This is a genomic window from uncultured Sanguibacteroides sp., from assembly GCF_900543425.1.
Classification (GTDB): Bacteria; Bacteroidota; Bacteroidia; order Bacteroidales; family Marinifilaceae; genus Gabonibacter.
This window is the reverse complement of record NZ_UQRQ01000005.1, coordinates 39,376-62,085: the sequence shown is the minus strand read 5'-3', so window position 1 is coordinate 62,085 and position 22,710 is coordinate 39,376. Positions and strand designations below refer to the sequence as shown.

General features: G+C 38.6%; 15 protein-coding genes. 10 read left to right on the top strand and 5 right to left on the bottom strand.

The features are described 5' to 3' along the window. Positions 1–101 precede the first annotated feature (101 nt). Both QZR76_RS03885 and QZR76_RS03880 read left to right on the top strand, forming a co-directional pair. Entirely contained in the window at positions 102–1,847 is a 1,746-nt protein-coding gene (locus tag QZR76_RS03885) for a LysM peptidoglycan-binding domain-containing protein (RefSeq protein WP_294140584.1), read from the top strand. Between the two features lie 183 nt (positions 1,848–2,030). Next, positions 2,031–4,214, top strand: a complete 2,184-nt coding sequence (locus QZR76_RS03880; RefSeq protein WP_294140583.1) for a RelA/SpoT family protein — start codon at positions 2,031–2,033, stop codon at positions 4,212–4,214. Here the strand turns inward: QZR76_RS03880 and QZR76_RS03875 are convergent. Next, entirely contained in the window at positions 4,211–5,473 is a 1,263-nt protein-coding gene (locus QZR76_RS03875; RefSeq protein WP_294140582.1) for an Nramp family divalent metal transporter, read from the bottom strand. The genes QZR76_RS03880 and QZR76_RS03875 overlap by 4 nt on opposite strands. Positions 5,474–5,593: 120 nt before the next feature. On the opposite strand from QZR76_RS03875, the gene QZR76_RS03870 reads away from it, so the two are divergent. From QZR76_RS03870 to QZR76_RS03845, 6 genes are all read left to right on the top strand, one after another. Then, the gene (locus tag QZR76_RS03870) at positions 5,594–6,523 is read left to right on the top strand and encodes a calcium/sodium antiporter (protein WP_294140581.1); all 930 of its coding nucleotides are present in this window, start codon (positions 5,594–5,596) and stop codon (positions 6,521–6,523) included. Positions 6,524–6,936: 413 nt separating this feature from the next. Beyond that, entirely contained in the window at positions 6,937–7,422 is a 486-nt protein-coding gene (locus QZR76_RS03865) for a hypothetical protein (protein ID WP_294140580.1), read from the top strand. Between the two features lie 261 nt (positions 7,423–7,683). After that, positions 7,684–11,001: a hypothetical protein gene (locus QZR76_RS03860; RefSeq protein WP_294140578.1), complete on the top strand. Its 3,318-nt coding sequence runs from the start codon at positions 7,684–7,686 to the stop codon at positions 10,999–11,001. Positions 11,002–11,194: 193 nt separating this feature from the next. Beyond that, a complete protein-coding gene (locus tag QZR76_RS03855) occupies positions 11,195–11,605 on the top strand; it encodes a hypothetical protein (protein ID WP_294140576.1) in 411 nt (136 codons plus the stop codon). 183 nt (positions 11,606–11,788) lie between these two features. Then, positions 11,789–12,208 (top strand): hypothetical protein, encoded by a 420-nt coding sequence (locus QZR76_RS03850; RefSeq protein WP_294140573.1) that lies wholly within the window; start codon positions 11,789–11,791, stop codon positions 12,206–12,208. Between the two features lie 1,477 nt (positions 12,209–13,685). Then, positions 13,686–14,102: a hypothetical protein gene (locus QZR76_RS03845; protein WP_294140572.1), complete on the top strand. Its 417-nt coding sequence runs from the start codon at positions 13,686–13,688 to the stop codon at positions 14,100–14,102. Positions 14,103–14,169: 67 nt separating this feature from the next. Here QZR76_RS03845 and QZR76_RS03840 read toward each other — a convergent pair whose 3' ends face one another. The 4 genes from QZR76_RS03840 to QZR76_RS03825 form a co-directional block, all read right to left on the bottom strand. Then, positions 14,170–15,600 carry a hypothetical protein gene (locus tag QZR76_RS03840; protein ID WP_294140570.1) on the bottom strand — a complete coding sequence of 477 codons (1,431 nt, stop codon included), beginning with the start codon at positions 15,598–15,600 and terminating at the stop codon, positions 14,170–14,172. A gap of 487 nt (positions 15,601–16,087) precedes the next feature. Continuing rightward, entirely contained in the window at positions 16,088–17,737 is a 1,650-nt protein-coding gene (locus QZR76_RS03835) for an AMP-binding protein (protein ID WP_294140569.1), read from the bottom strand. 103 nt (positions 17,738–17,840) lie between these two features. Next, positions 17,841–18,425, bottom strand: coding sequence for a DUF4251 domain-containing protein (locus QZR76_RS03830; protein WP_294140568.1), 585 nt, complete (start codon positions 18,423–18,425; stop codon positions 17,841–17,843). Positions 18,426–18,569: 144 nt separating this feature from the next. Beyond that, the gene (locus tag QZR76_RS03825; protein ID WP_294140567.1) at positions 18,570–20,216 is read right to left on the bottom strand and encodes an AMP-binding protein; all 1,647 of its coding nucleotides are present in this window, start codon (positions 20,214–20,216) and stop codon (positions 18,570–18,572) included. A 298-nt stretch (positions 20,217–20,514) separates the two neighbouring features. Here QZR76_RS03825 and QZR76_RS03820 point away from each other — a divergent pair, with 298 nt between their 5' ends. Together QZR76_RS03820 and QZR76_RS03815 are read left to right on the top strand one after the other, a co-directional pair. Continuing rightward, on the top strand, positions 20,515–21,912 hold the full coding sequence (locus tag QZR76_RS03820; protein WP_294140565.1) for a glutamate decarboxylase: 1,398 nt from the start codon (positions 20,515–20,517) through the stop codon (positions 21,910–21,912). 225 nt (positions 21,913–22,137) lie between these two features. Beyond that, positions 22,138–22,650 (top strand): ferritin-like domain-containing protein, encoded by a 513-nt coding sequence (locus QZR76_RS03815; RefSeq protein WP_294140563.1) that lies wholly within the window; start codon positions 22,138–22,140, stop codon positions 22,648–22,650. Positions 22,651–22,710: the final 60 nt, after the last annotated feature.

The window sequence follows — 22,710 nt, the reverse complement described above, 5'->3', positions numbered from 1 at the left end:
CTATTACTATTTTACTATTTTTGCTATGAAAAGGGGATTTTGGTATTTATAAAATGAGTTTTCCCTTTATGAAATAGGTTGTTTATTGTAAATGAAATAGTATGGTCAGAATTATATTGTTGTTCGTTTTCCTTGGGTGGATAGGAGGTGTAAATGCGCAGGACGTAAAGATTGAACGTTCGAAAGAGATGGTTGTTTGGAAAGGAAAAACATATTATCTGCATACGGTGGAACCTGGACAGACATTGTTTTCCATTTGTAAGGCTTATGGAGTTAGCGTGGAAGAAGTAAAGGCCCTGAACGAGAAAAAAGACAATAATCTGACAATTCATGAAATATTAAAGATTCCTTATGTGGAGCCTTTTAAACGTTTGGATAATCAATTTTATTACCATAAGATCAAACCTAAGGAGACCCTATACTCTTTATCCCGTAAGTTTGGAATTCGTCTGAAACGTATATTGAAGGATAACCCGGAATATAACGAGAAAGATCCTATTCCGACGGGTTCTGTCGTTCGCTTGACTTTAAAACAGATAGATAAGAATGCTTTGAATGCGGAATTAGCATGGGAGGACCGACAGGCCCGGGAAGAAGCAGAGGTCGAGGCCTTACGGGCTGCCGCACAGGACGTGAAAGAAGAGGTCGATCGGGAAATAAAGAGGATAGAAGACGAGGTGCAGCGTCCGGTATCGACATATGTCGGACGTCCGGTTTCTTCCTATCAGGTAAGAGTGGCGTTGCTTTTGCCTTTCTATTTGAATAATAATCAATATCCTGAAGAGAGGCCCGTTGTGCTGGATTCGCTGATGGCTGAACAGCAGGAAGAGAAATGGACTTTGTATTCGAAATCAGAGCCTTTTGTACAGTTTTATGAAGGGATATTAATGGCCGTTGACAGCTTAAAAAAGGATGGATATTCGGTTGATCTTCAGGTGTTCGATACGGAACGGGATCCAAGCAAGGTGCGGATGATAGCTAACGAGCTGAATCATTTTAATCCTCAATTGATATTAGGGCCTGTATATGCCAATACTTTTCAAGTCGTAGCGGATCAGTTGTATGATAAGAGTATTCCTATGGTATATCCTTTGTCTGCCCGGACGGAAGGCTTGGGACGTTTCCCGAATTTTATTCAGGTAAATACCTCTACGGCTACTTTACTCGAAAATATGGCCGATTGGATTGTAAAAAATAGTGCAGGAGCCAATCTTGTGGTTATCCGCCCAAATGGGGTTCCCGCTAATACGGAGGAGAGTCAATTGCCGTATTTGGTGAAATATCGGTTACAACCGGATGTGACAATGGAAACGATAGATTGGAATTCGAGTATAACGGTGGATACGTTAAAAATACTCTTAAAACCGCATACGGAGAATATTATACTGTTTCCCACGGTTAATGAAGCGGCGGCGAGTCGGGTTTTACCGGTATTGTCGGCTTTGCCCGATAGTTATAAGGTAACGGTTATCGGCTTCCCGGATTGGTTGAAATATACGACATTGGGAGACGATGTATTCTTTAAATTGAATGTGAAATTGTTCATGAATAGTTATATCGACTACCAGTCGGAAGCGGCTCGGAATTTTGCAGAACGACACCGGAAATATTTTTATTCGGAACCTACTTCGATCGTAAACCGGGCTTTTGATATCGGATTGTTTTTTATGAAACAGGTCGCCGATTACGGCAGTCAGGCGTTGGGACATTTGGGAACGGAGGATAAGGAGACCTTATTCACACGGTTTAAGTTTAAAATGTTGCCTGGAGGGGGAATGGAAAATTGTGGATTGTATTTGGTTCATTTCCGTTCTAATTACGAGATAAAAATAATACCGGTAAATTAACCGCATTAAAACATTTTTTATTTTTCTGCGTTTATCGTGGGAAAATATTCATGTACACATGGCGTATTATCATAACGATTGTCGTCAGTCAATTTACTTCCCGTAAATCATGTTAATTGAAAATGGACGGCACTCTTTTTGCAATGATTAATAAGTTCGTATAAATCACTAAAATTTTGCAGTATGGCAGAAGATATAGCCAAAGAGGTTATTTTAAAAAAGTATAGGTTGCTTTTGAAATCATGTAAGAATTTGATCTCTAAAGAGGATATTCGTTTGGTCCGTAAGGCATTTAATATGGCTACGAAAGGGAGTAAAAATGTGCCTGAGGCCGATAGAGAAGAGATGTTTCGTATGTTGGAAGTGGGGCTTATCATTACTTCTGAGATCGGATTAGGAAGAACTTCTATTATTTGTGCCATGTTACATAAAGTAGCAGAGAGCGACTGCTTGTCAGAACAGGAAATTCGGGAATTGTTCGGGGCTAAAGTAGCCCAAATTCTATCCGGTTTACGTAATATCAGTCGTATATATGCAACGCATGCAATCGTGGACTCGGATAACTTTCGTAAACTGTTACTTAGTTTCGCGGAGGATGTGCGCGTACAATTGATCTTTTTGGCAGAGAAAATTTATGATTTGCGTCGGGCGGATTCGTTTTCCCGCGAAGAACAATTGAGGTTGGCTCAGGAAACGAGATTTATTTATATTCCGTTTGCACACCGGTTAGGATTGTATAACGTAAAATCGGAAATGGAGGATAGGGCTTTACATTACGAGGAGCCAAGGATATACGAGGAGATCTCCCGTAAATTGGAAGATTCGAAAGATACCCGTGAGAAATATATCGCGGAATTTATAGCTCCGATTGTGGAAGAATTGAATCGACGGGGCATAAAGTATAAAGTGAAATATCGTACGAAAACAATAGCTTCCATCTTAAATAAGATGCGTAAGAAACAGGTGGAGTTTGAGGAAATATACGATATTTTTGCCGTTCGTTTTATTTTGGATAGCAGGGGTCCGGAAGAGAAAGCCGATTGTTGGCGTGTATATTCTATTGTGGCCGATAAATATACACCTAACCCACAACGCTTACGAGATTGGCTTTCCGTACCTAAATCGAATGGGTATGAGTCGTTGCAGACAACTGTTTTAGGACCGAATAATCGTTGGGTAGAGGTACAAATCCGAACCGAACGAATGGATGAAATAGCCGAAAGAGGATTTGCCGCTCATTGGAAGTATAAAGGAGGAACGGCCGATAAGGCGATTGAAAACTGGTTAGCCGAGTTAAGGGATATTTTAGAAAGTCCCGAGGTCGGAGCTGTCGATTTGTTGGGAGATATAAAAATTAATTTGCAGGATAAGGAGGTACATGTGTTTACTCCGGCAGGAGATTTGAAAACCTTATCGGCAGGTGCTACTTTGTTGGATTTTGCCTACGCCATACATACGGATGTGGGATCTAAATGCGTGGGAGGAAAGGTGAACCAGAGGAATGAAACCCTGCGCTATGTTTTAAAAAACGGGGACCAGGTTTCTATTTTAACTTCCAATAATCAGCAACCGAGTGCCGATTGGTTAAATATTGCAGTAACCTCCAAGGCCCGGAATAAGATCCGGCAATACCTGACCGAACAATCAAGGGCTCAGGCGGAATTAGGTAAAGAGATGTTGATACGCCGTTTTAAAAATTGGAAGCTGGAATTAACAGACGAGGTAATAAGACGCTTGCAACAACATTATAAGTATAAGTTTGCCATTGACCTGTACCAGGGAATCGCGGAAGGAAAGCACACGATGACCGAAATTAAGGAGTGGATCACGAAGCCGAAAGAGGAAGAAAAACCTGTCGTTCCCGCGAAAGAGGTGCAGATCGTTCATCCTAAAAGAGTAGAAGAAGATGTCTTGTTGATTGACCGAAATGTGGATAATGTCGTTTATAAGTTTGCCAGGTGTTGTAATCCTGTTTTCGGAGATGAAATTTTGGGATTTGTTTCGATCGGAGAGGGAATTAAGATTCACCGGAAACAATGTAAGAATGCCATGGATTTGGAAAAACGTTATCCTTATCGAATCGTAAAGGCGCAATGGACGAATGAGGGGACGACTTCGTATCAGACGGTTTTGAATATTGTGGGACGAGAGGATGCTGGGATGGTTAATAAGATTACGGAAGTTATTTCGAAGGATCCCGGAATCACGTTGAGAGGGTTGGCCATTAATTCGAGCGAAGGTTTGTTTGATGGAAAAATTACCGTTTTAGTCGGAAATACGGAACATCTTTCTCAATTGATCTCCAGATTGAAACGAATTCAGGGTGTTATGAGAGTCGCCCGTCATGATTCGGTTATCGAAAATTAAAAGAAACTGATTAATAGCATAATATTTAACAGAGTTACAATTCCACCGATCACGTAAAGTAAATATTTCGTGTAGGTGGAATTTTTATATTTTCCCATGACCTTCTCGGAAGAGGTTAGATGTACTTGTAAAAAAATGGTGACGGGAAGTTGTATGCTGAGAGCCATTTGGGAGTAGATAAGTCCTTGAAAGGGGTTGGAAACAATTAAAATCAATCCGAAAGCCAATAGCAACGAGATGAGTACTCCCCACCGGGAATGATTGTCTTTTATGTCGTAAGGTTCTTTAAACATACCGGCGAAAATAGAACCTGCAGCCATGCCCGAAGTGATAGTAGAGGCGATCCCCGCAAAGAGCAGGGCGACCGCGAAGATGATAGCGGCATTGTTTCCCAGAAGGGGCTGGAGTAAGGTATTGGCTTGTTCTAATTCCGTAACGGGAGTTCCGTGTTTAAAAAAGCTGGCAGCTGCCAGAAGAATCATGGCGCTATTGATCGCCCAACCGATAAACATCGATAAAATGGTGTCGGCATATTCGTAGCGCAATTGTTTTTTGATAACCTTATCGTCCTGAATATTCCATTGTCTACTCTGAATGATCTCCGAGTGGAGAAATAGATTATGAGGCATCACGACAGCCCCGAGAACGCTCATGATGATGACCATCGAACCTTTTGGAAAAGAGGGAGTTATCCAAGCCGTTCCGGCGGTACCCCAATCGATATCGACGAGCGAAAGTTCGTAAATAAAAGAGAGACCGATGATGGAGACAAAAGCGATGATCCATTTTTCGATAATCCGGTAAGTATTGGTGAAAAGCATAATCGTAACAAAGAGGAGAACCAAGAGGGAACCGGCTTTTATCGGAATATGGAAAAGCATTTCCAGGGCGATAGCTCCGCCTAAAATTTCGGCTAATGAAGTTGAGATTGAAGCTAATACTGCAGATCCGAGAATTAGGTTGGCATGTTTGGGTTTTAGGTGGGTTGCTGCGGCCTCCGACAAACAAAGGCCGGTAGCTATGCCCAAGTGAGCCACGTTATGTTGTAAAATAATTAGCATAACGGTAGATAGTGTAACCATCCAGAGAAGGGCATAGCCGTATTCTGCACCTGCCGCCAGGTTGGAAGCCCAATTTCCCGGGTCAATGAAACCGACCGTTACCAGTAAACCGGGGCCGATGTATTTCAATATTTCAAGCCCTCCGAAGCTGGGATTGTGTTTGGCCGTACTGAATAATTGTTTTAAATGCTTAAGCATAAGTTCTTTTGTAAAAATAGACTTATTTTTGAGTGTATACACTAAATTAGTTTATAATTTTGAAACTTCAAATATATTCTTTACGATTGTAAAGGAAAAGAGTTTATATAATAAATGCCTATGATATTAAGTGTAATTTTAGTTGTATTATCCCTGGTGATACTCTATTTCGGGGCGGACTTTCTGGTAAAGGGAAGTTCATCCATGGCAGTTCGGGCTGGGATCTCCCCTTTGGTCGTCGGTTTAACGGTTGTAGCCTTGGGTACGAGCGCTCCCGAATTAGTGGTTAGTGTAAAGTCGGCGTTGGATGGTATAAGTAGCATTGCTGTCGGAAACGTAATCGGTTCCAATATTTTTAATATTTGTGTGATTTTAGGGATTTCCGCCATGATCTACCCTTTGCAGGTAGATAGACGATTGATTCGAATCGATACCCCGATTATGCTTGTCGCTTCTCTGCTTTTTGTGGTTTTGTTTAGTGACGGACGTTTCGGACGCCTATCCGGAATCCTGTTTTTAGTAGGAATCGCGGGATATATGTTCTTATGTGTCTATAAGGCCAAAAAAGGGGAGGTTATCGAAGGAGAGCAGGAGATGAAACCGACGAAAAGTTGGTTATTGGATGTAGTACTGGTGATCGGAGGACTATTTTTATTGGTTTGGGGATCGGATATGTTGGTAAAAAATGCCGTGGTTATTGCCAAAACCTTGGGATGGAGTGAAGCCGTAATCGGATTGACCATCGTTGCCGCCGGAACGAGTATGCCGGAGTTAGCGACTTCCGTCGTTGCCGCCTTGAAAAAACGGACGGACATCGCTATCGGGAATGTAATCGGCTCCAATATATTCAATTTATTCGCCGTGCTGGGAGCTACGGCAACAATTACTCCTATCCAAACAGATCAGATTAATATATTGGATATGGCAGTCATGTTAGGTTCGGCTGTCATTGTACTCCCTTTTATGCGTACGGGATTTCGGATTGAACGTTGGGAGGGGATTTTACTGTTTGCAGTCTATTTGATCTATACGGTCTATTTATTGGTATAATCTTTCCGGAGAGATAAATGAGAATCTGATATAGCTTAGTTGTAGACGATAGGGTTTATAACTATGATGCTACATTATGTGCATACATTGACCGGATTAAAAAAACATCGGAGGATAGTGAAGATTTTGAACGATATATATAATCGTAGGTGCTTTAAGTATTTTCTAAAGGAATATAGTTTTTTACAGGATGCAAAAACGTCCTCTTTTTTAGCGTGGAGCATTTTTTGTAAAATTTCTTCGTAAACGTGAGATGTAAATTGGCCGAAAAATTATTTTTTATTGAAATAATGGAATTTTTATTTTAATAATGGTGTTTGTTGTGTTGTGATAAAACTTTATTGTACATTGTTTGGATGATTTAGCGATATATTTTACATTTGAAAAATATATTAACTACATTAATTAATGTTATGAAGAGGATATTTTTATTTGTTTTAGTGTTGTTTGTTGCTCTTACGGGATTTAAGAATAAAGAGTTAGAGGTATCGAATGGTCCTGATGTCAGGCGAGAATTATTTTCTTTCAAAGGAAATAAACCTGTGATAACAAAAATAGTTCCGGATGGGGATGTTAGAGGTTATGTGGGGCAAATTATTACATTTTATATTGAATTTATGGCAGAACCTGCCGTTTTCGTGGAAGTGTATAAAGATGGCGTATTAGGTGATAATTCAGGTAATCTTGTATATACGGAAGGAAAAGCTACAGTTAAAATAGAAAATGCAGAATTAAGTGACACTGGGATATATGATATTGTACTCACGAATGAATTCGGATCTGTTAAAGCTACGTTTAAGGTAGAAATTTCTAAAAACGCCAAAGTAACCTTGAGTGACAGGATAGAATCAACGCAAGGGTTGGTGGCCGATGCCGTGAAGTGGGTGAAGGTAGAGTAGCGATATGAGAACATTTATTGTGAATTCGGGTAATGAATTACTTTATTGGTAGTTATATGATGATACTTTAAAGGTGATTTTGTTTTGTTGTATATATTAATGATATATTCATTAATATTATTTGTGTATATTATTATTTTTTCTAATTTTGAGAAATTATATTGATTCATTAAGTGCAGTTGGGATTGTCTTTTTTCATGGAATGATTCCTTATTTCTCTGTGTATGGAGAAATTGGTTAATTTATAAACGTCAGAATGTTATGGATAAGCGTGCTGTTTTTGTGATCACTTTATACGAGCTTAAATCTTCCTGCAGGACTGTTGTTTTTGGTATATTTACCATCCTTTCCATTGTTGGGCTTCTTGTTTACCTGTTCACCCCGGCATCGGCCGGCTCGGTAAATGATTTGTTTCGTTCCTCGTTGGATTGGATCTCACAAGTCTTTCCATCATCCATGGCTTACAAGGCGGCCTATTACTTTAATTTTGTTCAGTTGCTTTTCGTCATCGGTTACATTACTGGTGATTCGAGGGTGGCCAGGCTAAGAGCAATGGAGGCGTTACATGTCCGTCCCTTGAGTAACTGCGGAATTGTCATCGGAAACTTCTTGGGGAAATTATTGTTTTTCACACTTGTGAATTTTATCGTGTTCGGCGTTTCCATCTTGATCAACGCCAATTTTTATTCCCGCTCTTTCGATTTATGGGCCTATCTTTTTTATTGGGTTACCTTAACCTTGCCTACCCTGGTTTATTTTTTGGGAATTTCTTATCTCGTGGCCCTCTTCGTTCGTCACCAGGGAATCAGCTTACTGATCCTATTTGCTGTTCTTGGAGTTTTTATTTTTTTCGGGAGCGATTGGTTAAATGGTTTGCTTGACCCGGTTGCACGATTTATACCGAGCATGTTCTCGGATTTCACGGGTCACGTTAACCTGGGGAATTACTTGTTGCAACGGGGATTTATCTTGTTGACGGGAATAGGTTTTCTGGTGTTGTCCGTGATTCCTTACCCGCGAATTCCCAATGATTTGCTTATTTTCAGAAAAACCGTGGGTGTTGCTTGTGGATTTTTTGTTTTCGCTTGTGGACTGGCTTTTGCTTATTACGTTCGTCACACTTCCGTTAATATGAACCGGGAGATTTACAGGCAGGTTTACGCCGAACATGGTAAACATCCTGCAGCCCGTGTGGTACGGAATGATTTGCAGGTGAAGGAGCTCGGGAATGGTGATATCTCCGTGGTCAGCGAGTTGACCGTTACAAATCGAGCATCTGTTGTAATCCCTCTCGTGATTTACCTTAACCCGGGTTTGACCGTGAATCGTCTCGATATTGACGGTCAACCCGTTTCTTTCCGTAAGGATCACCAGGCATTGATCACGGGTAAAGAGTTAAAGCCGGGAGAGAACTGCGAGGTTGTTATGAGTTACGAGGGAGGTGTTGACAATGACCTGTGTTTTCTGGACGTGATCACACGAGACTACAATTTTTCGAGAGTAAATCGTATCGGTATATATGGTTTCGGTTATTCACCTGCCTTTTGCGGTAAAGATTACAAGTTACTCACGCCTGAATGTGTCTGGTATCCGGTTTGTGTGCCTCCATACGGGGAGTCGGGAGTTCGGGATGTAAATTTTTCCCGCTATAGTTTAAGCGTGGAACATGATCCCATGCTGACGGCTATTTCTCAGGGAGATGTTGTTAGCGAGAGAGAAGGAGAAACCGTGTTTGCTTTTGATCATGGTATGCCGGGTATTAGTCTTTGTATTGGACATTACAAGAAACGGATGGCCTCGTTAGGTCCTGTTCGTTTGGAACTCTATTATTTGCCTGATCACGAGTACCTTCTTAAGGATTACGATATTTTACTGAAAGACACTATCGTGTCAAGACTCTCGCATATTAAACGTGGTATGGAGAGTGAAGAATGTATACAAACGCCGAAATTTCTGGAAAAATGTTATATCGCAAGTTTTTATAATAAGGAGCGAGAAATTCATGATCCGATACAGCAATACCCGTATCGTTGGGTGACGCTCTTGGAAGTGCCTGTTGCTTTTTATTGTTTTCCAGGAGTGATGCAAAGAGGTGGAGAGAGAGTGCAGGGAGGACTTGTTTTTCTTCCCGAGAAAGCCTATTCTATAAAAGGTTATCCTTTTGAAAGTCCGGATGGTAAAGCCGAGGAGGAAAAAGAGAATTTTATGGATATAAGAATGAAGTTGCGTGATATTAAAACGTTATTTGGAGAGGGTAGTTGTGATATACGTCCCATGATGCGGGGTAAAACGACATTTATTGCTTCCCGGGAATACCCGATTTTACATGATGTTCTGGCTAACGTGGCCCGCAGGTATGGAGGTCTTAAAGCATGGTCTTCTCCCGTTGATGATTATGTTGCCGTGGAATATCTGAGTCATAATAGCCTGAAAGATGCTTTATATGACCATTCATTGTTACCGGAAGTGCTGGAAAATATCATTCGTAAAAAAAGCGAGGAGTTGTATTCATATATCTCTTTGTTAGTGGGAAACGAACCATTTCGTCAGTTTTATCATGGTTTTCTAGCAAACAATTTTTTCAGAGAGACGACCGCAAAAGTGTTTTTTGACCAATTTCATCTGGCCTTCGGGGTTCGTTTGGACTCACTCGTGGAGGATTGGTATCATACCAACCGATTGCCTATACTTGATATCAGAGAACCTCGGGCAATAAAGATTACGGGAATAGACGAACCCTATTGGCTGTACTGTTTTAAGGTATTCAATAGGAGTGATGTGCCCGGTCTTGTCGAGACAGAATTTCATCAGGCATGGATTATTCCCCCTCACGAGGCAAAGGAAATCAGAACACGTGTATCTCGGATTTCCAGTTTAAAGGCAGTTTTTAGCATAGGAACGCCATTGGCTCAGAATCTTCCTTCAATGATTCGATTAGAGCCGGAAGAGGCAAGTTGTTTGAGTAAGGACACGATAACCGGTGTTTTTAGTGTGGATTCGTCTATTTTCGCTTCGAGCAGCGACGAAATTATAGTTGATAATGAGGATTCGGGTTTTAGAATCGTAAAACCGAAAAATTTTATAACTTCTTTATTCCGGCAAAAAGATGTTTCTAAAAAATATTATGAATATCTCACGGAAGATACTTGGTTACCCACGATTAAAGAACATTTCTATGGTTTCCCGGTGCGAAGTGCGCTTTATAAAGAAGTTAGCGAAGGTAAACAAAAAGTGGAATGGAGTGTTCGGTTGCCTGAAGCAGGGAAGTATGAGGTTTTTTTTTACTATACGACCTTCGCCGGTGGCGGTCGGAAAAGTATTCCTGATTGGATTGAATTCTCTTCTTTATCAGAAAAGAAAAAGCAAGAAACTTCACGTTTTTATACCGTTTTTGATGGCAGAAAAGAGCATGAAGTGGTTGTTGCTCCGGGAGAGGACGACTTGGGATGTTGGGTCTCTCTTGGAGTATTTGATTTTACTGAAAACGCAAGGGTAACACTAAGTGATAAAAAAATGAATGAAGAGTATTCTCAGGGACTTGTGGCTGATGCCGTGAAATGGGTAAAAGTAAAAGAGTGATGTTTAATTTATTGCATACTGGTGTAATAATAACTGATTTTAACTGCTTTTGAGAATGAAAAATGATGATCTGAGATGATCGTTATGTTGATGTTTATTGTGATATATCTTTTAGTTATAAATATATTATTAATGTCGACAATGTATATTATTTAAATTGGCAAATTATATTAACTAATTAAAATTTACGACTATGAAGAAAAAATTATTATTTGTTTTAATGTTATTTGTAAGTCTTACGGGGTTTAAAAATAAAGAGGTGGTAACTTCTAACAGTCTTAATATTTCTAAGGAGTTATATGCTGTTTTGTCGCAAGCGCCTGTGATAACTAGAACGATTCCTCGTAATGGTGAGGTTAAATGTTTTGAAGGTCAGATTATGACATTTGCTATTGAATTTGTTGCAGATGCGTCTACTGAATTTGTAATATTAAAGGATGGTGAACAATTTGGTTCTGGAAATATTAGTAAAAATCAAGACACGATGGAATGTACTATAAAGAATGTAAAATTAGCTCACTCTGGGGAATATAAAATTGTGCTTTGGAATAAAGCTGGAACAGCTGAAGCCAAATTTAATGTGAAGATATATCCTAATGAATAACATCTTATTGTATATTTATTTCGATGAAATTTGCCAGTAACATTAAATTTTATATAAATATTCTTGTTGTTGTGCCAAGAAATATGAAATTACGGGTAAAGGAGATCATGATTTGTTATATTATAATTATTATGATCTTATATTATTAAAAAATAAAATAATTAATCATCTAAATTTGAGACAATGAAAATAAATATATTATTTGTTTTGATCTTATTTTTAAGTTTTACAGGGTTTAGAAGTCAAGAAGTAGAAAAAATTAGTGATGTCAATATTAGTAAAATATTACTTTTTGCACCACCGAGTAAACCTGTTGTTAACTATACGACTCCTCGTGATGGTAATGTAAAAGGTTTTGTAGGACAAATTGTTAAATTTGAAATTAATTTTACTGCAAATCCAGAGGCTACTTATAAAATATATAAAGATGGCGAACTATGGCAATCTTCGGAAGATGTTTCTTTTACTAGTGAAGTTCTAACAGTTAAACTATTATGTGCTGCTCGGCAAGATTCAGGGGAATATAAGATTGTGCTTAAAAATTCGGCAGGAGAGACTAACGTGATATTTAATGTAAAGATCTATGCTGATCCGGATAATTAACATGTTGTATTTGACAAGAATTGGTTTTGGGATTAAAAGTATATCTCGAGCCAATTCTTTATATAATGAATCAAATTAATTTTTCTTGTAGGAATATATTTAATCTATTCTTAATGTTGTTAATTAATAGTTTTTGTCAACTGATATTAGTATTAAAAAATAATTTGTTTAACTTTTTGTTGGATTGAATTTTATAAGTCATGCTCAAGTCTAAAGTTTATATGATTTTTTATTCCAATATTGTTGACGTGCTTTTTATAATTAATTTAATAGGACAGCCTTGAGGGGAGGCTGGTTTAAAGCGATGGAAATGTTATGGGGCTGCTCCTTGAATAACGGGGAGATTGTGACCGCAAACTTCTTGGGAAGATTACTGTTTTTCACGCTAGTAAATTTTATCGTGTTCGATGTTTCCATCCTGATGAATGTCAGTTTTTATTCCCTTTCTTTCGGTTTGTATACTTATCTCTTTTATTGGGTTTCTTGCCCTTTTTATCCTAGTTTATTTTTGGGGGAATCTCTTATTTTTTAGCCTATTTCGCTTGTCACGGGGTGATCAGTTTACTGACTCTATTCGTTGTTTTTGGATTCTTTATTTTTTTGAGAATGATTGGTTAAATGGTTTACTCGATTCGGTGTCAAGGTTTATGTCAAATATGTTTGTGAATTTAACGGGACATGTTAATCTGGAGAATTACCTGTTACAACGGAGATTTATTTTGCTGATGTGAATAGGTTTCTTTGTGTTATCCGTGATTGCTTATCCGCTAATTCTCCGTAATTTGTTTATTTTCAGAAGAAGCCTTATACGTTACCTGTGGATTCTTTGTTTTTGCCGGGGGATTGGCTTTTTAACAGAAGTGCCGTTCCGGATCTTGTAGAGTTTGATAAGCAAATGTGAATGATTCCCCTCCGTGGGTGACGAGAGATTAGAACGTGCAGCTTACAATTATTTCTTGGGAGATTATTTTCACGATGGGAATACCTTTGGCTCAGGATCTTCCAGTTGTGATACTGTTGGAAACAAAAGAGGCAAGCTACCTTCAAGTGATAAGATAATCGACGTTTTTAGTGTAGATTCATCTATTTTTCATTTCTAACAAGGATGAAGAGGAAATTATAGTCGATAATGAGGATTCGGGTTTTAGAGTTATGAAACCGAAAAATTTTATAGTTTTCTTATTTCGATAAAAAGATGTTTCTAAAAATATTATGAATATCCCACGGAAGATACCTGATTCCCCATAATTAAAGAATATTTTTATAGTTCTCTGGTACTATGGTTTATCTAATTTGAATTTTTATCTAATTGTAAATCTGAATTATTTTATCAAGAATTATATTCTGGTTTTTTTAAGAATCAGGAATCGTGCGTTACGTGTAAGATTATTTTGATTAAAAAGATCGGTAATTTTTTTTCTAAAATTTATTTTGTCTATTTTTGTAAAATGTATTAATTAGTTTAAATTGAGAGATTATGCGGAAGAAATTATTAGTTGTTTTAATGTTATTTGTAAGTTTTACCGGGTTTAAAAATAACGATGTTAAGGAATCAGAGAATCGTGATGTTACGGAGGGGGTACTTCGTGGTACGGGTGTTCAACCGGTGATAACCCAGAAAATTCCTAAAAGTCTTAATGTTAAAGGTTTCGAAGGGCAGATCGTTTCCTTTTATATTGAATACACCTCGCAACCGGAGGCAACTTGTGAGGTGTATAAGGATGGTAAGTTGTATCAGCCTTCGGAAGGTATCGATATACAAAAAAATAAGGTGACCGTTACTCTAAAAGAGGCGAAAACAAAGGATTCAGGAAGATATAAGATCGTACTCAGGAATACAATCGGAACTACCGACGTAACATTTAACGTGACGATACAGCCTGATTTGGAATAATAAAGCTTTACGAGTTTGTTTGGAAAAGATTGTGCCGGAAATAGTTTAACCATTTCCGGCACAATCTTTATTTTATTCTTTTCAGTAATTCTCTTTTTTTGTCGGAGTCCTTTAAGCAATTTATAAAATAGAGAGCATCGTTTCGGTTGGATGGTGTTTTGTCGGATTCATATTTTTTGACAAAATGGGTAGCGTGATCCGATAGGAATTTCCGGCAATCGATGTTCAGCATAAGGCCGTTATGATGATCTTCGTAAGATAATCCACTAACGGTATTTCCGGAGATAACGGAGGTGATATGTTGCTTTTTTAGATGACTTAAATTAATGGTAATGGAGGGGTAATAGAAGTATGCTTTGGATGGTAAAGTAATGGTTAATTTCAACGTGTTGTTGTTGAGTTGCTTTTTAATAATACTGTGGATACGGTAGTAATTATACTCGTAATACTCTTCCATATTGGGAGACCAAACAGAATCGTCCCCGTCTTTTCCGTAAGTATTGTTAAGCCAAAGGAGAAATTGTGCCCAATCGGGATCGGTTTTGTGAACTCCGATTAAAATGGCAGTTCTCTCTTCCTTTCTTTTTTGTAATTCGGACTGTATGGCTTTTTGGGTTTGTTCCGGAGAGTAGAAGTACCTGTTCAGTAATTGTTTGTGTAAATCATTTGTCGTTTTAAACGGATATAAGGTAGAGGCTTCGCTTTGTGCCGTCATGATCTGGATCGGATCATATTTTAGAGCCGCTTCCACGTAAGTCTTATTGCCATTGGGTTCTGCTAAGACCTTGCATCCCCGTCCCGATAGTTTGTCTGAAATAATCCCTTGGGAGGCTATATAATGTGCTTTGATGCTATCCGGATCGTGAACCATGGAGGTTTTTACATCATGGAAGGCTATGCCGACGCCGTAATTGACCATTTCGATAACGTTATTCCAAATAAGGCCGGATTTCATATAGAAACGGTAGTAATTTTGGGTGAAACCGACTTGTACGGAAGGTTTCGTGTTCATCCATTCCCATTCGGGTGCAAGTGTCGTCGTGAAAGAAAAACGTACCTCATTACCTGCACCGTCGGTACAACCCAATGTTTTTCCGAGATTGTAGCTATCCGGCGGTAAGTCTCCGGCTTTTAAATGTGCGGCATCGTAATAGTATTTTGAAGATAACGGTTTACCGTGAATGGCCGCCCATGTATTGCAATAAGCTGTTTGACTACAATCATCCTGTGTTAAGAGGAATAACCAGGACTTATTGTATTTCAAAGGGGGGATTTCTGCTTCAATCTCTTTTAAGTCGATTTTACCGTCCGTCTTAATGACAAGTTCAGCTGTGATATCGTGGGATTCGCTCTTAAATGGATAAATATAAGCAATCTCTTCTTTTTCTTTCTGCTCTTCTTCTTCTTGTTTCTCGGATAAATCGATTTTTTTGATACAAGAAATAAATAATGTAGATACTAAAACATAAGTAACAAGACTGATTATGTGCATTTTCATACTCTATTGTTTAATATTAGATGATAATAAAACGTTCGTTTTATGAAACCAAATTTAAGCAAAACAAATCATATATTCAAAAAAACAAACAAGTCTTTTATACATCTGACTATAACGTAGTTAATTTACAAATCACATATTCATACTTTATTTTATCATTTAAACGCTCATGGATATTAATAAACGAACGTTTATTAATTGTATTTTAATATTGTAAATCGTAAGATTATAAAGGTTTTATACAGAACGGACAAAAATCGTCTTTGAACATTTAATTCGAGTATAACAAAATGGTTTATGTGTTACTATATAGACAAAATTGTCAATTATTCTACTGATAATCAGTATATTGATTGATGATGTAAAAGGGCTTTTTGTACAAGACATACAAAAGTAACAGAGAAGTAGACTCCAATACTTAATGGGTATTTGCAAAGTAGAGTTTTATATGAAAAGGAGCTATCCTTTCCGACAGCTCCTTTTTATTTTATTGGTATAAATAACGTTTGATACTACGTTTAGGAGTTTTCTCAAACTCCTCATTATAGATTTTTACTTTTGTTATCTGGCTGTAGGCGGGAAGTGTTTTATTGACTTCCTGGCGATTTTCTTCCATGATAGTAGTAAGACACTCTTCTGATTCCTTATGGTCTGCGGTGGCAGCTTCAAAATCCGGATAAATCAGGGCAATTAGTTTACCTTCTTTTTCAATTACGATGGATTCCGCAACATATGGAAGATTATTAATTTGATCTTCAATCTCCTCCGGGTATATGTTTTGACCGCTCGGTCCCAGGATCATATTTTTACTGCGTCCCTTGATATATAGATAACCGTCGGGATCTATCAGACCCAAATCTCCCGTGTGTAACCATCCGTCGGGGGTAAAAGCCGCTTTGGTTGCCGTTTCGTTTTTATAATAACCGTACATCAGGTTATCTCCTTTGGCTAATATTTCACCTACAATATGGGCAGGATCGGAAGAGTCGATTTTTAATTGCATTCGCGGAACAGCTTTTCCGCAAGAGCCTTTTTTAAATGTCTCCCACCCGTCGTAGGAAAGAATGGGACCGCATTCTGTCATTCCATACCCAACGGTATAGGGGAAGTCTATGGAACGTAAAAATTCCTCTACCTCTTTATTAAGAGCTGCCCCTCCGATAATAAGTTCTTTAAAATTACCTCCAAAAGCATCAATGACTTTTTGCCGAATAGATTGTTTTACTTTTTTATCGATGAGAGGAAGGTTTAATAATAACTTCATAATCGGTTTTTCTAACGTGGGAAATACCTTTTTACGAATGATCTTTTCAATGATAAGCGGTACTGATATGATTAAATTCGGTTTGATCGTGGCAAAAGCTTCCGCAATGATTTTCGGGGAAGGAGTACGAGTTAAAAAGAAAATATGTGCGCCGCTGGCGAATTCGTAAATGAATTCGAAAGCCAGACCATACATATGAGCCATGGGTAACATGGAAATGACCCGTTCTTCCGGTAGTTTGCCAAATACACCAAAGGCAAATTTCAAATTTGACCATAAGCTTCGATACGGAAGCATTACCCCTTTCGAGAAGCTGGTTGTTCCTGAGGTATAGTTAATGACTGCCAGGTCTTTTAAATTATCGTATTGATAATTAACGTTCTCCGGTTTAAAACGCTCTGGATATTTTTTCCCGAAAAATTCGTTCAATCGATTGCGGGCTTCCGTTAGAGAATGACTACGCGAAATAAGCAACGAGTAATCTTCCATACTGATAATTCCCTCTAAAAGTTCCATGGAATTTTCATTTAATCCTTCCCATACGACACTTCCCACGAACAATAATTTAGCTTCGGAATGATTGACGATATTGTGAATATTATCCGTTTTGAATTCGTTCAAAATGGGAACAGCTACGGCCCCGTATGATAGGGTGGCTAAAAAAGCGATTCCCCAATTGGTGGAATTACGTCCGCATAAAGCGATCTTGTCTCCTCGTTTGATACCGGCATTTTCAAAAAGGATATGTAATTTTTCGATTTTTCGGGCTACGTCCTTGTAACTGCAATTTACCCCTTTGTAGTCAGTCAGGGCCGGACGATCCCAATTTTCTTTAATACTTTGTTCTATATAGAATAAAAAACTTTCTTCCATTGCATTATATGATGATACAAAATTCAAATTTAAGAAATTATTTTCAGATAACGCAAGGGATGAGTTTTTTTAAGAATTGAGAAAAGGGCCTTTATGCCCTTTCTTATTTCATGTAAATAGCCTTTTTATCTTCCGGGATAGGAGATACTTTCCCGTCATAAGAGATCGAAGCCCGGTTATTACTGTTGACTTTTACGCTGCAAAAACCGTTGGAATAGATCTCTACATAAAAAGAAAAAATATCATTGCGGTTCCTGACTTGGAAGGTATATTCCACGTATTGTTTTTTCCGTTTCTTAATGACCTTCAATGATTCATTTGTTAATTTTGCCTTCTCGAATTCAATGCCACCGCCTTCACCATACGGAACAGAATAAGCTCTGCCAAAGAACGGAAGTTTTCCGGTAGCGATCGTGTCCATTAAAAAAATTTCTCCTTGATTCATTGTCAGGGAAACATGACCTTCTCCGCCGATTGTTTTTCTCCCGTATTTTGAATCTATTGTTATACTACTATTTCCGCTCGGAAATGCATCGTCAAGATTGATGTAAAAAACTTTACTTTTCACGAGTTCTACGATACGATTAAAAGCGGCTGTATCTACTTTAGTCTTTTTCTCCCTTGCCGTTACTACAAAAGAGGAAAAAATAAGTATTCCAATGATTAAGATGCTTTTTTTTGTTTTCATTGTTTTTAATTTTAGTTGTTTTTCCCGTTTTTATAACAAACAAATTCCATACCGAAGTAAAAGGAACCTGTCATTATGGCAAGATAATAAAAAATATGTAATCTTCCATCTTTTTGAAAGATAGAAGTTTTATAGTCAGCTTTTTTATTGATACAGATAACGTTTGATGCTTCTTTTGGGTGTTTTTTCAAACTCTTCGTTGTGAATCATGATACGGGCTATTTGACTATATACCGGGAGCTGTTGATTCACTTGTTTCCGACTTTCATCTAAAATTTTGGATAAATTCTCGGCCGATATTTTATTTTGTTTCATGGCTTCGAAGTCCGGATATACCAGTCCGATTAGTTTTCCTTCTCTTTCGATTACTATAGATTCTGCGATATAAGGCATGACATTCAGATAATCTTCAATCTCTTCCGGGTAAATGTTTTGGCCGCTCGGTCCTAATATCATATTTTTACTACGTCCTTTGATATAGAGGTAACCGTCTTTATCGATAATGCCGAGATCGCCCGTGTGTAACCATTTTTCTGAATCCAATACTGTATTTGTGGCTTCTGGATTCTCGTAATAGCCGTCCATAACGTTCATTCCACGGGTAAGAATTTCTCCCACGACTTGCTCCGGGTCGGAGGAGGCGATTTTTAATTCCATTCGATCCACCACCTTTCCGCAAGAGGTGGGACGGAAGGTGTCCCAATGATCGAAAGCAATGGCCGGTCCGCACTCGGTCATACCGTATCCCACCGTATAAGGGAATTTAACGGAATGTAGGAAGGCTTCCACTTCTTTGTTTAAGGCTGCTCCTCCAATAGCGAGCAATTTAAATCGACCCCCGAAAGCATCTAATATTTTTTGTTTGATTTTATGACGAATTTTTCCGTTTAAAACCGGAATTTTTAGCATAAGTTTAATATGAAATTTATCTAATTGTGATAAGACTCTTTTTTTGATTATCTTTTCGATGATTAGAGGAACGGCCACGATAAGATGGGGACGTATTTCGGCAAACACTTCGTTGAGTATTTTAGGTGATGGCATTTTCTGCAAAAAATAGATATGGGTACCGCTGGTGAATGGATAGATAAACTCAAAAGCTAATCCGTACATATGGGCCATCGTTAAAATGGATACCAGTTTTTCACCCGGATGATATCCCATTTGGTCTAGGGCATATCTTAAGTTCGACCACATGCTTCGATACGGGAGCATGACTCCTTTCGGAGAACTGGTTGTTCCTGAGGTGTAATTGATCATGGCTAACTCTTCCGGAGCATCTACACGGTATTGGATGTCTTTGGCTGTAAAACGTTCCGGATATTTCTGCCCGAAAAGTTCGTTTAGGCGGGCATTGGTTTCTTTCAGTTTATTACTCCTGGAAAAGATTACCGAATAATCAGACATGGCTAATATGCCCTCCAGGTTAGGCATATCCTCGTGATCTATCTCGTCCCATACCGATTTTCCGACAAAAAGCAGACGTGTTCCGGAATGATTGATGATATGATGGATGGTATCCGGTTTGAATTCGTTTAAAATGGGAACGGCAACAGCTCCGTAAGTCAGTGCAGCTAAGAAAGCAATTCCCCAATTAGCTGTATTCCGACTGCACAAAGCAATTCTGTCTCCCGGGCGAATATCGCTTTTTTCGAATAAGATATGTAATTTTTCCACTCTTCTGGCGACATCTTTATACGTGTGGTTTGCCCCTTGATAGTCGGAAAGAGAGGGCAAATTCCAATGCTCTTTTATACTGTGTTCTATGAGCTTTAAAAAACTTTCTTCCATAAAAATGGTTTTTATTTCGTTTAGACAATTTCTATGTTTATACTGAAAATCAGGTGGGAAAGTTCCGAAAAAACAAGTGATCTGTTTCCGGAATTTAGGGGCGTTTCCCCCAGAATAGGGCAAAGTTTCTTTAAGCCATTTTTTATTAAAAAAGAATGAGGTAGTAAAGCAAAGTGCAAGTGTAGTTAAATATTGTGAGGAGCCGAAACCTTCGGTAGAATAACCCGTAACTATTAGCGAGCGCCAAGGAATGCACTCGTTAATTCATTATGTTACATTATATTAAAAACAATTAGTTATGAAAACAGAAAATCCAAACACTCCTATTTTTGGAACACCGGAAGAAGCTCGTGTTGCTCCGAAATATGAGATGCCTAAAAGTTCGATGCCCGGAGAAGTTGCTTATCAAATTGTTCATGATGAAGCTATGTTGGACGGGAATTCCCGTTTGAATCTGGCTACATTCGTTTCTACTTGGATGGATGATTATGCTCGAAGGGTTATGACCGAGAACATGGATAAAAACATGATTGATAAAACGGAATATCCTCAAACAGCTGAGATTGAACGTCGCTGCGTGAATATTATTGCCAAGTTGTGGAACTCTCCGGAAAAACCGTATTGTACGGGGACCAGTACTGTCGGATCATCTGAGGCATGTATGTTGGGTGGTATTGCGGCTTTAAAGCGCTGGCAAAAACGTCGGAAAGCGAAAGGACTTCCTATCGATAAACCGAATTTTATCATCTCTACTTGTATGCAGGTCGTATGGGAGAAATTTGCGATCTATTGGGACGTTGAGATGCGTATGGTGCCGGTTACGATGGATAAGATTACGCTTGATCCGCAAGAAGTGGTGAAAATGTGTGACGAAAACACTATCTGTGTGGTTCCAATCCAAGGAGTTACGATTACGGGTTTAAATGATAATGTGAAGGAAATCAATGATGCACTTGATAAATTGAATGCAGAAAAAGGTTGGGAGATTTGTATTCATGTGGATGCGGCAACTGGTGGTTTTATACATCCTTTTATCGATCCGGACACCGTATGGGACTTCAGGTTGAAATGGGTACTTTCTATTAGCGTATCGGGGCATAAATTTGGTTTAGTATATCCGGGTGTCGGTTGGGTTGTTTGGAAAGACAAGCAATATTTGCCCCAAGAGATGAATTTTGCAGTAAATTATTTAGGTGCCGATATCCCGAGTATTTCGATTAACTTCTCTCGTCCGGGAAATCAAGTATTGGCTCAATATTATCAATTCTTGCGTTTGGGATGGGAAGGTTATCGTCAAATACAACAGAATTGTCTGGATGTATGCTTCTATTTGAAAAAACGGTTGCAAGATATGGGTATATTCGAATTCTTCAGTAATGAAATGCCGAATCCGTTGTTTATTTGGAAGTTGAAAGATGATCCCAAACGGAAATGGACATTGTATGATTTGTCCGATGCCTTACACGTGGAAGGTTGGCAGGTTCCGGCTTATACCATGCCTAAGGATATGGAAGATGTCGTTATCATGCGTGTTGTCGTTCGTCAGGGAACAGGTTTCGATTTGGCAGATTTGTTGATGGAGGATATGAAACGTTGTGTAGATCAATTGAATAAACTGGAAGAACCTACGAATAGCGCTATTCTCTGGAGTAAGAAAATGCCGCAAAAACCAAGAGGCTTTAACCATAGTAGATAAACAAAATAATTGTTCTGCTCTGAAAATACCCCGCAAAAAATCCTTTGCGGGGTATTTATTTACCCCCCGGGGACGGTTCTTAGGGGTTATTTTTGATCCCCAAGAACCGTCCCCGAGGGTTAATCGGTGAGGGAAATCTTTGTTAAAATTTTAAGTTACTCAAACAAAAAATTTCTTTGTTCGTTACACATGGAAATAAAACAAAATGAACTAAACATTAAAATTATGGCTAAAGAAAGTGTAAAAATCCTGCAAGGAAAGCTTGACGTGCAAAGTTTGATTTCACAATTGAATGTAGCATTGTCTGAAGAATGGTTGGCATATTACCAATATTGGGTAGGTGCATTAGTCGTTGAAGGCGTTATGCGTCCGAATGTACAAAGTGAGTTTGAAGAACACGCTGAAGAAGAACGTAAGCATGCTCAGATGATAGCCAAACGCATCATTGAGTTGGAAGGAGTACCTGTTTTAGATCCTAAAAAATGGTCCGAGCTGGCAAGGTGCAAATATGATACTCCGAAAGACTTTGGTTCTGTCAGCTTACTGAAAGACAACATAGCTTCTGAACGTTGCGCTATTCTGAGGTATCAGGAGATAGCAGATTTTACGAATGGTAAAGATTTTACCACCTGCGATATCGTGAAAAAGATTCTGGCCGAAGAAGAAGAACATGAACAGGATCTTCAGGATTACCTGACAGATATTATCAGAATGAAACAATCACTTCTTGAAAAGTGATTATTATAATCCTCGGGGACGGTTCTCAAGGTATGTTTTTAAACCTTGAGAACCGTCCCC

Bases quoted from the DNA above. Each gene is read 5' to 3' on its own strand.
- QZR76_RS03815 (WP_294140563.1), top strand. From the start codon at position 22,138: ATGGCTAAAGAAAGTGTAAAAATCCTGCAAGGAAAGCTTGACGTGCAA.
- QZR76_RS03820 (WP_294140565.1), top strand. From the start codon at position 20,515: ATGAAAACAGAAAATCCAAACACTCCTATTTTTGGAACACCGGAAGAA.
- QZR76_RS03845 (WP_294140572.1), top strand. From the start codon at position 13,686: ATGCGGAAGAAATTATTAGTTGTTTTAATGTTATTTGTAAGTTTTACC.
- QZR76_RS03865 (WP_294140580.1), top strand. From the start codon at position 6,937: ATGAAGAGGATATTTTTATTTGTTTTAGTGTTGTTTGTTGCTCTTACG.
- QZR76_RS03875 (WP_294140582.1), bottom strand. From the start codon at position 5,473: ATGCTTAAGCATTTAAAACAATTATTCAGTACGGCCAAACACAATCCC.
- QZR76_RS03880 (WP_294140583.1), top strand. From the start codon at position 2,031: ATGGCAGAAGATATAGCCAAAGAGGTTATTTTAAAAAAGTATAGGTTG.
- QZR76_RS03855 (WP_294140576.1), top strand. From the start codon at position 11,195: ATGAAGAAAAAATTATTATTTGTTTTAATGTTATTTGTAAGTCTTACG.
- QZR76_RS03850 (WP_294140573.1), top strand. From the start codon at position 11,789: ATGAAAATAAATATATTATTTGTTTTGATCTTATTTTTAAGTTTTACA.
- QZR76_RS03840 (WP_294140570.1), bottom strand. From the start codon at position 15,600: ATGAAAATGCACATAATCAGTCTTGTTACTTATGTTTTAGTATCTACA.
- QZR76_RS03860 (WP_294140578.1), top strand. From the start codon at position 7,684: ATGGATAAGCGTGCTGTTTTTGTGATCACTTTATACGAGCTTAAATCT.
- QZR76_RS03830 (WP_294140568.1), bottom strand. From the start codon at position 18,425: ATGAAAACAAAAAAAAGCATCTTAATCATTGGAATACTTATTTTTTCC.
- QZR76_RS03835 (WP_294140569.1), bottom strand. From the start codon at position 17,737: ATGGAAGAAAGTTTTTTATTCTATATAGAACAAAGTATTAAAGAAAAT.
- QZR76_RS03885 (WP_294140584.1), top strand. From the start codon at position 102: ATGGTCAGAATTATATTGTTGTTCGTTTTCCTTGGGTGGATAGGAGGT.
- QZR76_RS03825 (WP_294140567.1), bottom strand. From the start codon at position 20,216: ATGGAAGAAAGTTTTTTAAAGCTCATAGAACACAGTATAAAAGAGCAT.
- QZR76_RS03870 (WP_294140581.1), top strand. From the start codon at position 5,594: ATGATATTAAGTGTAATTTTAGTTGTATTATCCCTGGTGATACTCTAT.